Source organism: Streptomyces sp. NBC_01171 (assembly GCF_045039805.1).
GTDB lineage: Bacteria > Actinomycetota > Actinomycetes > Streptomycetales > Streptomycetaceae > Streptomyces.
The window spans coordinates 1,215,317-1,228,497 of sequence record NZ_CP108609.1; the positions used below are offsets into that span (position 1 = coordinate 1,215,317).

The following is a 13,181-nucleotide window of genomic DNA, read 5'->3' on the forward strand; positions in this document are numbered from 1 at the left end:
CACTGCCAGGCTCGACGTGATGCGGCGGCGAAACCGCGTTTTCTTCAGCCCACACCGGTCCGGAACATGTCCGGACCAGCGGACGGCAACTCGGTCGACCTCTCGACCCGCCACCCGCGCTGGACGGCCGGTGCACGACGACCGGCGTGTTTCCCCTGCCTCCAAGCCTGCCGCCGTCGAGGCAGCGCCGCGAGGCGGCCGGGGTCGACACGGGCACCTTTCTCCCTCCGGCCGGGCCGTGAACGGGCTCCTAGCCGCGTTCCCGCCGGTACCGGGTGATCCACTCGGCGGTCGGCCGGAGCCCGCCGAAGGTGTAGAAGTGCAGCTTGACGGTGCCGTGGCGGGCCGGGTCGTAGCCGCAGGCCAGGTCGTCCAGGAAGCGGTCGGGACCCGCGCTGCCCATGAGGTTGGTCAGCGACAGCCCGTACTTCCGGGCGACCGTGGCGCCGGTGCCGACCCCGAACCGCGTCGCGTACCCGAGCAGCCGCCGTACCCCCGCCGGGCCGGGTACACCGACCCGTACCGGCAGTTGCACCCCGCGCTCGCGCAGGGTCTCCAGCCAGGTGAGGACGGCGTCGGCATCGAAGCCGAACTGGGTGATCACGTCGCCCGTGAGCCCCGCCGCCTCGAGCGCGGCCGCCTTGCCGGTGAGGGCGGACCACAGCGCGTCGTCGCCGATCGCCGGGTGCCCCTCCGGGTAGCCGCAGATGCCGACGTGCCGGACGCCGTACCGCTGGAGCAGCCCGCTGCGGATCACGGAGAGCGCGTCCTCGTACGGGCCCTCGGGGCGGGCGGGGTCGCCGCCGACCACGAACACGTTCTGCACGGCGCCCGCCTCGGCGAGCCCGGCGAGGAAACGTTCCAGCTCCGCGCTGGAGGGCAGCCGCCGTGCCGACAGGTGCGGTACCGGCACGAACCCGCACTCCCGCACCGCGCGCGCCGCCGCCAGCCGCATACCGGCGTCCTCACCGGCGAGGTAGGTGACGTTGATCCGGGTCCCGCCGTCCAGCGAGGCCCGCGCCTCCTCAAGCCGTGGCACGTCCTTCCCGGTCATCTCCAGGGAGACGCCGTCGAGCAGCGCTCCGACCCGGCCGGACACACCGAGAACCCTCTCCATCACCCTGCGCGACCCTTTCTCCACCGGAACCCCGGCCGATGATGCCACGGCGCCGGGCGGGGCGGCTCGCAGGTCCCGCTGCTCGGAAGGCCGGGCGGATTCGAACGTCCGGCGGTACGTGACCGGGGGTACGGCCGGTCGTTGGCTGTTCGTGGGGCCGGGGCGGGCGCGGGTGGCCGGGGTCGTTCCGGTGCCGCGTGTCCCGTCGTGCGAACAGCAGGAGCTCCCACCGTGCCCCTTGCCGGACTCCTCCCGAGAATCTGGACCCAACTGCCCGCGCTGTGCGCGATATGCACGCTGTTCCTGCTGTTCACCACGCAGTTGGCCGGCGCGCTGCTGCCGAACGCCCCGCTCCTCGTCGCCTCCGGCGCGGCCGGTCTCGCGCTCGACGCCTGCCTGCTGCACCGGCGTCCGGCCCTGCTGTCCCCGCTGAGCCGCATCCGACTGGACGTGACCGTACGGCAGTTGCTGCGGGACATGCTGCTGATGGTGGCGCTGCTGCGGATCGACGGGATCGACCCGGAGCGGGAGATGCCCCCGCTGCTCGGCGCGCTGAGCGCGTTCTATGTCCTGCACTTCGCCTGCCAGGCGGTCTCCCTGCTGGTGCGCCGCGCCCGGACCCTGCCGGTCGTGACCCGCAACATCGACATCTCGGCGCTGAACCCGACCGCCGCCCCGCCGCGCATCCTGGCCCGCCGGGCCGGTCACCGCCTGCTGGCGTTCTCCTTGCCGGCCACGGCGGGACTCCTCGTCACCGCCCTTACCGGGCACGGCCGTTGGGGCGCGATCGGACTCGCCGCCTCCCTCACGCTGATCGGCACGGGTGTCGCCCGCCTGGCCACCTGGCTGCTGCCGGAGAAGCGGGCCGCGAGCGACGCGCAGGTCATGGAGTGGATGGCCGACTGGCTGGCCGAGTACCGCCCCACCGTGGCGATGTACTTCTCCGGCGGCGCCTCCTCCGCCTACCAGGCCAACATGTGGCTCTCCACGCTCGCCGGGCTGGAGCGGCCGCTGATCGTGCTGCGCGAGCGGTTCATGGTGCAGAGGATCGACGCGACGGACGTACCCGTCCTCTGCCTGCCCAAGGTCGCCACGCTGTTCGCGCTGGAGAACTCGACACTGAAGGCGATGCTGCACCCGGCCAACTCCGGCAAGACATCGCAGGTGTTGCGCATCCCGGCCATCAAGCACGCGTTCATCAACCACGGTGAGAGCGACAAACTGTCCTCCTGCAACCCCTACGCCAAGGCGTACGACGAGGTGTGGGTGGCGGGAGCGGCCGCGCGGGAGCGGTACGCGCTCGCGGACGTCGGTGTGGAGGACAAGGACGTGGTGGAGGTCGGCCGCCCCCAACTGGCGCCGATCCGGCCGTACTCGGGCCCGCCCACCGGTGCGTACACCACCGTGCTGTACGCCCCGACCTGGGAGGGCTGGGACGGCAGTCCGGGCAACACCTCGGTCGTCCTCGCGGGCGAGCACATCGTCGGGCAGTTGCTCAACGATCCCCGGGTACGGGTCCTTTACAAGCCGCACCCGATGACCGGCTCGGTGGACCCACGCGCGGGCGCGGCCGACGAACGCATCCGGACGCTGATCCGCGAGGCCAACGCGAAGCGCTCCGGCCCCCGGCCCGGCCCTGAAGTCCAGGTCGAACTGCTGCGCCGGGAAGCCGAGCTGGACCGCCTCACCTCGACCACCTTCCGTGGCGCGGCGGACGAGTTGGAGAGGATGATGATCCAGGGCACTCCGGACGGCGACCGCGAGTCCCGGATCGCGCGGGCCACGGCCGCCTGGGAGCGGGCGTACTGGGCGTCGTTCCCCGATGGGGAGCACCGGGTCGTGACCGGCCCCCGCCCGGCGCTCTACACCTGCTTCAACGTGGCCGACCTGCTGATCAGTGATGTGTCCAGCGTGGTCTCGGACTGGCTGAGCAGCGGGAAGCCGTACGCCGTGGCCAACACCTCGGGCCTGTCCGAGGACGAGTTCCGGGCCGCCTTCCCCACGGTGTCGGCCGGCACCGTGCTCACCCCGGACGCGGCGACCGTGCGGTACCTGCTGGATGCGGTGCGCGACCCGCGCCAGGACCGCCACATGGCCGACCGCGCCAAGCTCAAGGAGCACCTGCTCGGCCCGGCCGACCCGCCCTCCCCCGAGCGATTCGCCGCGGCCGTACGGGAGTTGTGCGCGAAGTCCGACGACCGCCGGGCCCGCGCGAACGCCCGCCCGTCCCCGGCGATCCCGGCACCCCGCACGGCGGACGACGGGGCATCGGTGCGCCGGGGGACGGAACGGGGCGCGTAAGCACGTCAGTTGACGGCTGCGGCATCCGCCGGGGTGGGGCGGACGGCACCGCGCCGGGGGTAGGAGAGGACACCGGTGAGCGAGATCCGCAGCAGGGCGCGCAGTTCGACGTGGAGCGGGATGCTGTCGTCGGTGGTCTGGCTCCAGCGGTAGAGCAGCCCCAGGTAGGCGTCGCGCAGCATGTTGCCCGCCAGCACGGGGTCGATGTCGGGCGCGACCTCCCCCCGCGCCTGGCCGGCGAGGATGGCCTGCACGAAGACGTGCCCGGCGTACTCGGGCTCCTCCTGGAGCGGCTGACCCGACCTGACCCAGGCGGCCAGCATGACCTGGGTCAGGTTGCGCTCGGCCTCGTTGAAGTCGGCCAGCGCGGACATGCAGCGCTCCAACTGGACGGTGGTGTCGTCGTCCTGGTGGGCGAGGGACTTGTCCATGTAGGTCCGCAGCTTGCCCTGGCGCTGCTGGGCCCAGGTGGTGACGAGGTCCTCCTTGCGCTGGAAGTGGTTGAAGAAGGTGCCCCTCGCCACGTCCGCGCGCTCGGTGATCTGGTCGATGGTGGTGCGTTCGTACCCCTGCTCGGCGAACAGTTCCAGGGCGGAGGTGTACAGGCGGTCATGAATGCGCTGCCTGCTGCGTTCCCGGCGTCCGGGAGGGCGGACCAGCTCGGTTTCCTCGGTCGTCATCGGCTCTCTCTAACTCTCGGCCCCGTTCGAGGCGTCTCCGTGACACCTCCCGCAATACGGCGGCGGCATGGCTGCCACCGCCTCACCAGGCCCGCGTCCACGGCGACGACGTTCTCTATACCGTAGTGCATCGATACATCAGGGTTCCAGAACGGCGTCGTGCGGCCGTTCCCTGTCAAGGGGCGGCCGCACGTGGGCGGGTGGTGTGGTCAGACTCCTGCCCCGGCCAGCCCGGCCGCGATCGCCGCCGCGCTCTCGTCGCCCAGGAGCCGGCTGGTGGGGATCTCCACCCCGAAGTCCTGCTTCAGGATGCGCCGGAGCTGAACCGCCATCAGCGAGTCAAGCCCCAGGTCACGCAGGGGGCGCCGGGGGTCGACCCGGTCGACGGTGGTGCCGAGGACCGTGGCGGTGTGGATGATGAGCCGGTCCGCCGCGGGGTGCGCCTCCGGGCGTACGGGCGGCACAGCACGAGGGACCTCCGCGACACTCACCGGCGCGCCCCCCGACCGAAGCAGGGCGACCCCCTCGAAGTCGGCAAGCACCCGCCCGTCCGCTCCCGTGAGGACGACGTCGCAGCGCCCGCCCTCCGCGTCGGCGTCCGGCGCGAACCGGGCCGTGCTCCAGAACTCACCGGTGGGCTCGTCGGCCAGCAGGACCCTGTCGAAGGAGAGCGGCAGGTAGGTGTCCTGCGCGGCGCCGCCCCCGTGCGGCCACGACGCGAGCATGGTCACCAGCGCGGCCTCCAGGGCGCCCACGGCTCCGGCGTCCGCCGGGGGCAGGTGGAGCCGGGCCACCGCCTCGCCCTCGCGCCGCCACATCTGCCGCACGGCGCGCAGCGGCGGGGCCACGGAGTAGCCGCGGGCCTCGGCCCGGCGGTAGAACTCGGCGCCGGGGACGTACTCGGTGCAGCGGGTGAGCGCCGTGTCGAGGGTGGCGGCCGCCGACGCGGCCATCCCCGGCCGGGCGAGGGCGCTCCCGGTCAGGCAGGACACCGGCTCGGCGGAGCCGTCGGCGATCGCCGCGACCCGGAACCCGTAGGCGCCGTCGGCCCCTTGGTCCAGCCCGATCACCAGCGTCGTGGCGGCGGCCTCCGCGAGGGACGGCAGCGTGCCGCCGATCCGGACGTCCCGCAGCTCCACCGGGCCCGCCCCGACGAGATCGCGCAGGGTCTCGGCGACCGCCTGGAGGTACAGCACGGGCGGCACGAGGGAGGCGCCGCGCGCGGTCACGCCCGTGCCCAGCGCGGCGACCCCGAGCCGGGACAGCCGGACCCGGCGCTCGCCGAGCCCGGACGGTACGGCGGCCTCGGGTGCGGTGCGGTACTCCTCCGTGTCCCAGGCGTAGGAGGGCAGCGGCACGCGCGGGCCCTCGTCGCCGTACCGGCGGCGCCAGTCGACCGGGGCACCCAGGGCGTAGGCCCGGCCGAGGGCGCGGGCCGTGGCCCTCGCCTCGCTCTGCTGCCGGACCAGCGTGGTCACGACGGTGGGCTGGACCCCGGCGTCCAACTGCACGTCCTCGATCGCCCGGCCGAGCAGCGGATGCGGGCTGACCTCCACGAAGACCGGGCCGCGCTCCCGGACGACCTGCCCTACGGACTGAGCGAAGCGCACCGGCTGGCGCAGGTTGTCCGCCCAGTACCCGGCGTCCAGCGCACCGTCCGACACGGGGGCGCAGCGGACGGTGGAGAACATCGGCGTGCCCGGCGCGGCGGACGTGACCCCGGCGAGCCGGGTCAGCAGGTCCTCGCGGATCTCGTCCATGAGCGGGGAGTGGGAGGCGACGTTGACCTTGACCGTGCGGCACAGCACCTCGCGGCGCTCCAACTCCCGCGCGATGTCCGCGAGTACCTGGGGATCACCGGCGAGGACGGTGGCGTTCGGGGAGTTCTCCACCGCCACGCACACCGTGTCGCCGTACGCCGTGACGAGGTCGTGCGCCTGGTCCGGGGAGAGCTCGGTGGCGAGCATCGCGCCGCGTCCGGCGAGGCGTTGCATCAGGTCGCTGCGGCGGCAGATGACGCGCGCGGAGTCCCGTACGGACAGGGCGCCCGCGACGCAGGCGGCGGCCACCTCGCCCATGCTGTGGCCCACGCAGACGTCGGGGTCGACGCCGAGGGCCCGCCAGTGGGCGGCGAGGGCGACCTCCATGGCCCACAGCACGGGCTGCACCAGCTCGACGGCGTCGGTGAGCTGGACGCTCTCGTCCTGGAGCAGGTCGAGCACCGACCAGCCCGCTTCGTCGCGTACCGCTGCGTCGCACTCGGCCAGGGCGGTGCGGAACGCCTCGGAGGTGCGCAGGAGTTCGCGGCCCATGCCGGGCCACTGCGAGCCCTGGCCGGGGAAGACGAAGGCGACCTCGCGGGGGCCGTCGAACCCGGCCTCGTGCAGTCCGCCGTCCGGGGTCGGGCGGCCCTCGGCCAGGGCGCGCAGTGCGTCGGCGAGGGCGTCGTGGGTGTCGCCGACGGCCCAGAGGCGGAAGGGGTGGTGGTCGCGGCCGGTGGCGGCGGAGCGGCAGATGTCGCCGAGGGCGTACCGGCGGCCGGGGCCCTCCGGGCCGAGGTGGGCCGCGTGGCGCAGGGCCAGCCGGCGCAGGGCCTCGGGGGTGCGGGCGCTGAGCACGAGCAGGTGCGGGCCCGCTTCGGCGGCCGGTGCGGCGGGGCGGGGCTCGGGCACGTACTCGCCGATCACCGCGTGGGCGTTGGTGCCCGAGATACCGAAGGAGCTGACCCCCAGCACGGCCCGCTCTCCCTTGGGCCGCAGCGGGGTGTTGCGGTCGACGACGGCCACGGGGGCGTCGGTGAGCCGGTCCTGCGGTGCGGTGAGGTGGAGCGAGGCGGGGATCGTGCGGTGCTCGGCGACGAGTACGGCCTTGATGAGCCCGGCGATCCCGGCGGCGGCCTCGGCATGGCCGATGTTCGTCTTCACGGACCCAACGGGAAGGGGCGGCCCGGAGTGCCCCTGGTCCTTCAACACCTCGGTCAGCGCTCGCAGTTCGACCCCGTCTCCGACGGTGGTGCCGGTGCCGTGCGCCTCGACGTAGTCCACGTGGTCCACCCCGGCGCTGCGCCAGGCCGTACGGAGCATCGCGGCCTGGCCGGAGACGGCGGGCTGGAGCAACAGGCCGCTGCCGTCACCGTCGTTGGTGACCGCGCTGCCGAGCAGCAGCGCGCGGACCGGGTCGCCGTCCGCGAGGGCGTCGGAGAGCCGCTTGAGGAGGACCACACCCACCCCCTCGCTGCGCACGAACCCGTCGGCCGAGCTGTCGCCGAACTTGCAGCGGCCGTCCGGGGACAGCATCCGTCCCTGCGAGTAGGCGACCGCGTCGGTGGGTGACAGCACGACGTTGACCCCGGCGGCCACGGCGAGGTCGCACTCGCCGGTGAGCAGGCTCTGCCGCGCGCTGTGCACGGCGACCAGGGAGGACGAGCAGGCGGTGTCCAGCACCAGGCTGGGGCCGCGCAGGTCGAAGGCGTACGAGACCCGGCCGGAGGTGACGGCCCGCAGCCGGCCGCCCGCCATGGCCCGCACGTCGGCGGTGGCGGATCGCCCGGCGGCGTCGGCGTACTCGGCGGTGGCCTGTCCGACGAACACCCCGGCGGCGCTCCCCCGGACCGTGGACGGCGGCACCCCGGCGTCCTCGAACGCCTCCCAGACGGTGTGCAGCAGCAGCCGTTGCTGCGGGTCCATGGTGCGTGCCTCGCGGGGCGAGATGCCGAAGAAGCCGGCGTCGAAGTCGTGCAGCCCGTCCAGGAAGCCGCCGTGCCGGGAGATCAGCCGGTCCGGCGTACCGGGCTCGGGGGCGTACCAGGCGCCGACGTCGAACCGGTCCGCCGGTACCGGGATCACCGCGTCGGTGTTGCCCTCCAGCAGGGTCCAGAACTCCTCGACCCCGGACGCACCCGGAAATCTGCACCCCATCCCGATGATCGCGATCGGTTCCCCAGTGGTCATCGCAACTCTCCTCCCCCAGTCGGTGGTTCAAATCTATACCGAAGAACAAACTTGTGCCGGGGTCTTGATGATGAAGTCGTCGTTACAGCGGCATCACACACCCGCCGCCACCTGCGATACCCAACTCGCGCAGCTCACACGGGTTTACACGTCGGTGACCCGCCAGGTGCACGACGTTCACCCGCCGTACGGCAACGCGATCACTTGACCACAGTCGGCTATTGAACTCCAGTACATGAATGTGCTTCAGTTGCGTCGCCAGCCGCCAGGAGCGCCTGCCGGCGGGGGATCGCCAGATGCGAGGAGAAGGCATGCTGAAGACGCGCGAGCTGGGCCGCCGGGGGCTGAAGGTCTCCGAACTGGGCCTGGGCTGCATGGGGATGAGCCAGTGGTACGGCACCCCGGACGACCGGGAGTCGGTGGCCACCATCCACCGCGCGCTGGAGCTGGGATACACCCTGTTCGACACGGCCGAGGCGTACGGGCCCTACGACAACGAGGTGCTGCTCGGCCAGGCTCTCGCCGGGCGCCGTGAACAGGCCGTGATCGCCACCAAGTTCGGCTTTCCGATGAAGCTGAAGGACGGCACGACCGCCGAGGCCGACAGCCGTCCGGAGCACATCGTCGAGGTGGTCGAGGCGTCCCTGAAGCGCCTCGGCACCGACTACATCGACATCCTCTACCAGCACCGCCTGGACCCGAGGGTGCCGATCGAGGACGTGGTCGGCGCCATGGCCGGCCTGGTGGAGCAGGGCAAGGTCCGCCACCTGGGCCTGTGCGAGGTGGGCGAGCGCACCATCCGCCGCGCCCACGCCGTGCACCCCCTCTCCGTGGTGCAGAGCGAGTACTCGGTGTGGGAGCGGAACCTGGAGGACGGGGTCCTGCCGGTGCTGCGCGAGCTGGGCATCGGCCTGGTCGGCTTCTGTCCGCTGGGCCGGGGCTTCCTCACCGGTGGCGTCCGCCGCGCCGAGGAGTACCCGGAGGACGACTTCCGTCACCACGACCCCCGCCTCCAGGGTGCCAACTACGACCAGAACACGGCGATCGCCCAGAAGATCAGCGAGGTCGCCGCGCGCCACGGTCTGACCCCGGCCCAGCTCGCCATCGCCTGGGTCCTGCACCAGGGGGACGACATCGTGCCGATCCCCGGCACCAAGCGTCGGACCTATCTGGAGGAGAACACCCGTGCCGCCGAGGTCCGCCTCGACGCGGACACGCTCGCCGAGATCGAGGTCGCCGTGCGCGCCGACGCGGTCGCGGGACCCCGGTACAACGACCGGATGATGGCGTACATCGACCGCTGATCCTCCTGTCCGGCCCTGTGACCACTGCACCCTCATCAGGCTTCTTCAGGCTTCTTCAGGAGCGACTGTGGACATACCTCACTGGCAGAAACACTGGCAGGCCCGCCGGGACCCGTTCGCGGAGGAGTGCCGGCAGGCCAGGGACGCCCTGCTGACCGACCTCAAGCAGCCGGGCCTGGCCCAGCGCCGGGTGCTGGACGACGTCATCGACATGAGCGCGGGATCGGTGCACTGGCGGGAGAAGGGCTACTCGGCCGTCGCCGACGACCCGGACCGCTTCCGCTCGCTGCTCCCCGTGATGCGCTACGACGACTTCGTGCCCGAGATCCAGCGGGAGACCCGGACCAAGGGCGGCACCTTGACCTGCAGCCCGGTGTTGCGCTGGCTGAAGACGAGCGGCACCACCGGGGTGCCCAAGCTGGTGCCGTACACCCTGCACTGGCTGCTCACGTACCGCATCCCCGCGATGAAGGCGATGTGGGGCACGTATCTGGAGTACCACCCGGAGCTGCTGTCCCATCCGTACGCGACGCTGGACACGCAGACCGTGCGCGAGGACGTGTTCGACTTCGTGCACGGCATCGGCCACCAGGCGATCAGCAACCGGCATCCGCAGATCAACAGCCAGGACTGGAACCCGCCCTGGTACGAGTCGCCGTGGTTCGGGCCCGAGGTGCCGAGCGGCCACGAGGGCCGTATGTACCACCGCATCCGGCACCTGGTCGGCAAGGACCTGCACTACATCTCGTCGATCAACCCGAGCACCCTGATCTCGCTGCGGGAGCTGCTGGCCCAGCACGGGGACCGGCTCGTACGGGACGTGCGGGACGGGACGCTGGAGGGCCGCCCGTACACCGCGCCCGACGCGGAGGGTGCCCGCAGGCTCGAAAAGGTGCTGCTGGACCGGGACTTCAGCCTCAAGGACGTGTGGCCCTCGCTCACACTCTTCACCTGCTGGCTCTCCGCGTCGGCCGGGCTGTACGCGGCCAAGCTGGAGGCGGTGCTGCCCGGAGTGGCCCGGCTGCCGTTCATGAGCTGCGGCACCGAGGGGGTCACCACCATCCCGGTGGACGACTCGCTGCACAGCCAGCCGCTCGCGGTGGGGCAGGCGTTCTTCGAGTTCGTGCCGGCCGAGGTGCCGCTGGGCGACCTGGTGGCCGCCGGCGAGCCGGTGGAGACGCTGCTGTTCGACGAGGTCGAGCCGGGCCGCGACTACCACCTGATCATGACGCAGGGCAACGGCCTGTACCGGTTGTGGACCGGCGACGTGTACCACGTGGACCGGATCGTGGACGGCACGCCGTGGGTGCACTTCGTCCACCGGGACGGCATCTTCCACTCCTTCACCGGCGAGAAGATCACCGAGTCCCAGGTGACCGGCGCCATCCAGCGCGGCCTCGCCGCCCACGGGCTCGGTACCGGGCTGTTCATGTGCGGCCCGCGCTGGGCGGAGCCGCCGTACTACATCGTCGTCGCGGAGGTCCCCGAGCCGTCCGCGTCACTGGACGCGAAGCTGTCCGGGGCGGTGGACGCCGCGCTGCACGAGATCAACATCGAGTACGCGTCCAAGCGGGACAGCGGACGGCTCGGCGCGCTGGAGGTCGTCACCGTGCCCCACGACGCCATCGCCACGTACGTCGAGAGCCGCCGCCAGCAGGGCAACGCCACCCAGTACAAGTACAAGCCGTTCCAGCGGGACGTCGACTTCGTCGCCGCGCTCACCCGACGCTGACCGAGGGGAACCGGACGTGATCGAGACCAAGAGGCCACCGCAGAACATCCGCCGCGAGATAGCCGGACTCCCGGTCGACGGTGCCGAGTTGGCACTGCACCTGTGGCGCCCGCGCGGCCCGGTCAAGGGAGCGGTGTTCTACTTCCACGGGCTCCAGTCGCACGCCGGCTGGCTGTGGGAGGTCGGCCCGCAGTTCGCGGACAACGACATCGCCTTCTACGTGCTGGACCGCCGGGGCTCCGGCATCAGCGGCGGCGACCGCCAGGACCTTCCCGACGCCGACACCGTGCTGCGGGACTACATCACCGCCCTGGAGCATGTGCGCGCCGCCATCGGCGACGAGGTGCCGCTCTCCCTGTTCGGGCACTGCCTGGGCGGTTCCTTCATGGCGGCGCTCATGCACCACCCGGACTTCACCACCCGCTACGACGCGGCGATCTTCTGCTCGGCCTGGCTGGGCAAGCTGCACGCCACGCTCGACGACGACCAACGGCACGCCCTGGCAACGGAGTCGGGCGTCGACCTGTGGGACGCCGGCCTGCGGTCGGAGGACTTCACGGACGAGGTCCGCCACCGGCACTTCATCGACAACGACGACCTCGCGGCCCGCGCCCTGACCCGGCGCTCCCGAGGCGTGCTGCTCGCCCTGGAGTCGCGCTACATGCACTCCGAGCGGCCGCTCCCCCCGGTCCCGGCGGCCTACGTCTCCGGGGTCGCGGACCCGATCGTGGACCTGGACGACGCCCGCGCCACCTTCCGCAGGATGACCGGCTCGCACGGCGCGCTGATCCAGTTCGCCACCGACAAGCACTACCTCTTCTACACCGACGTCCGGGCCCGGCTGGTGGACTGGGCGTCCACCTTCACCCTGCTCCAAGGGCTGAACCGCGATGCCTGAACCGGCAGACGCCACCCTGTACCGGGTCGAGCTGCCCATGGCGGTCGGCTTCGACCACCCGGTCAAGCGCCGATCCGCCTCCGACAGCCTGGTGCTGCGACTGACGGTGGACGGCGCGACCGGGCTCGGGGAGTGCGCGCCCCGCACATACGTCACCGGCGAGACCAGCGACACGGTGACGGCGGCGCTGCGGGAGGTGCCGTTGGACGCGGTGTTCGCCCGGCTGCGGTCGACCGACCCCTCCTTGCTGCTGGCCGAGTTGCTGCGGTCGGGAATCGCCGGCACGTTCGGCCTGCGGGGCGGGGGCAACCTGCTCTGCCTGCTGGAGACGGCGGTACTCGACCTGCTGGGCCGACAACTGGATCTGCCCGCGACTCAGTTGGTGCCGGGCGGAGACGCGCCCACTCCCCCGTCTCTCCCGGTGTCCCAGGTCCTCGATCTCAGTCTCGATGTGGACGAATTCCTGGACACCCGGGGGCCGTTCCACTTCGTCAAGATCAAGGCGGCCGACGACATCCGGCGCGATGTCCGCACGGTGGCCGCGATCCGGGCCCGGCTGGGCGAGCGGGTGCCGGTCATGGTGGACGCCAACATGAGCTGGTCGCCCAGGGAGGCTCCCGGCCACCTGGGGGCGCTGCACGACGCCGGTGCCGACTGGGTGGAGGAGCCCCTGGCCAAAGGCTCCTGGGCCGAACTCGCCCGGCTGCGGGGCCGTACCGGGCCGCGCGTGATGCTGGACGAGTCGGTGTGCACCCCGGAGGACGCCGAGCGGGCGATCGCGGCCGGGGCGTGCGACGCCTTCAACGTCCGCGTGTCCAAGAACGGCGGGCCGGTGACCGCGGCCCGGCTGATCGGCCTCGCCCGCAGCGCGGGGCTGGCGTTCCAGGTCGGGGTGCAGGTGGCCGAGGTGGGGCCGCTGATCAACGCGGGCCGCGCCCTGGCCTTCGCCCATCCGGACGCCCTCACTGTCGAGGCCGGCCAGTCCGACCTGTTCTTCCCGGAGATGGTCGTGGCGCCCCGTCCGGCCGTGGACCGGCGGACCAACACGATCGCTCCGCCCCCCGGTCCGGGCTTCGGCCTCGCCCCCACCGACCTCGCCGCCCGCTGGACGACGGCGCACCGCACCGAGGGCGACCCGGTCTGGCGCCCGGTACCCGCCCGCCCCCATGCGCACGCATGAACCGTACGAAGGATCACGC

The 13,181-nt window shown here is 72.3% G+C and carries 8 protein-coding genes; 5 read left to right on the forward strand and 3 right to left on the reverse strand.

Annotated features, from left to right (window positions below; all coding sequences use genetic code 11):
* Nucleotides 1-250: 250 nt before the first annotated feature.
* Nucleotides 251-1,117, reverse strand: coding sequence for a methylenetetrahydrofolate reductase (locus tag OG448_RS05655; protein ID WP_405551816.1), 867 nt, complete (start codon nucleotides 1,115-1,117; stop codon nucleotides 251-253).
* A 231-nt stretch (nucleotides 1,118-1,348) separates the two neighbouring features.
* Between OG448_RS05655 and OG448_RS05660 the strand changes: the two genes are divergently transcribed.
* Nucleotides 1,349-3,418: a hypothetical protein gene (locus OG448_RS05660; protein ID WP_405551817.1), complete on the forward strand. Its 2,070-nt coding sequence runs from the start codon at nucleotides 1,349-1,351 to the stop codon at nucleotides 3,416-3,418.
* Nucleotides 3,419-3,423: 5 nt separating this feature from the next.
* Here OG448_RS05660 and OG448_RS05665 read toward each other — a convergent pair whose 3' ends face one another.
* Both OG448_RS05665 and OG448_RS05670 read right to left on the reverse strand, forming a co-directional pair.
* Nucleotides 3,424-4,098: a TetR/AcrR family transcriptional regulator gene (locus OG448_RS05665; protein WP_405551818.1), complete on the reverse strand. Its 675-nt coding sequence runs from the start codon at nucleotides 4,096-4,098 to the stop codon at nucleotides 3,424-3,426.
* Between the two features lie 209 nt (nucleotides 4,099-4,307).
* Nucleotides 4,308-8,048, reverse strand: coding sequence for a type I polyketide synthase (locus OG448_RS05670; protein ID WP_405551819.1), 3,741 nt, complete (start codon nucleotides 8,046-8,048; stop codon nucleotides 4,308-4,310).
* A 311-nt stretch (nucleotides 8,049-8,359) separates the two neighbouring features.
* Between OG448_RS05670 and OG448_RS05675 the strand changes: the two genes are divergently transcribed.
* The 4 genes from OG448_RS05675 to OG448_RS05690 all read left to right on the forward strand — a co-directional run bounded on the left by OG448_RS05675 (nucleotide 8,360) and on the right by OG448_RS05690 (nucleotide 13,162).
* Nucleotides 8,360-9,352 carry an aldo/keto reductase gene (locus OG448_RS05675; protein ID WP_391293037.1) on the forward strand — a complete coding sequence of 331 codons (993 nt, stop codon included), beginning with the start codon at nucleotides 8,360-8,362 and terminating at the stop codon, nucleotides 9,350-9,352.
* Between the two features lie 67 nt (nucleotides 9,353-9,419).
* Nucleotides 9,420-11,084, forward strand: a complete 1,665-nt coding sequence (locus tag OG448_RS05680) for a GH3 auxin-responsive promoter family protein (RefSeq protein ID WP_405551820.1) — start codon at nucleotides 9,420-9,422, stop codon at nucleotides 11,082-11,084.
* A gap of 16 nt (nucleotides 11,085-11,100) precedes the next feature.
* Nucleotides 11,101-11,982: an alpha/beta hydrolase gene (locus OG448_RS05685; RefSeq protein ID WP_405551821.1), complete on the forward strand. Its 882-nt coding sequence runs from the start codon at nucleotides 11,101-11,103 to the stop codon at nucleotides 11,980-11,982.
* Nucleotides 11,975-13,162, forward strand: coding sequence for an enolase C-terminal domain-like protein (locus tag OG448_RS05690; protein ID WP_405551822.1), 1,188 nt, complete (start codon nucleotides 11,975-11,977; stop codon nucleotides 13,160-13,162). Before OG448_RS05685 ends, OG448_RS05690 begins: the two co-directional genes overlap by 8 nt.
* The last annotated feature ends 19 nt before the right edge of the window (nucleotides 13,163-13,181 follow it).

Excerpts from the sequence above, each read along its gene's own strand:
- OG448_RS05665 (WP_405551818.1), bottom strand. The coding sequence starts at position 4,098 with ATGACGACCGAGGAAACCGAGCTGGTCCGCCCTCCCGGACGCCGGGAA.
- OG448_RS05675 (WP_391293037.1), top strand. The coding sequence starts at position 8,360 with ATGCTGAAGACGCGCGAGCTGGGCCGCCGGGGGCTGAAGGTCTCCGAA.
- OG448_RS05690 (WP_405551822.1), top strand. The coding sequence starts at position 11,975 with ATGCCTGAACCGGCAGACGCCACCCTGTACCGGGTCGAGCTGCCCATG.
- OG448_RS05655 (WP_405551816.1), bottom strand. The coding sequence starts at position 1,117 with ATGGAGAGGGTTCTCGGTGTGTCCGGCCGGGTCGGAGCGCTGCTCGAC.
- OG448_RS05670 (WP_405551819.1), bottom strand. The coding sequence starts at position 8,048 with ATGACCACTGGGGAACCGATCGCGATCATCGGGATGGGGTGCAGATTT.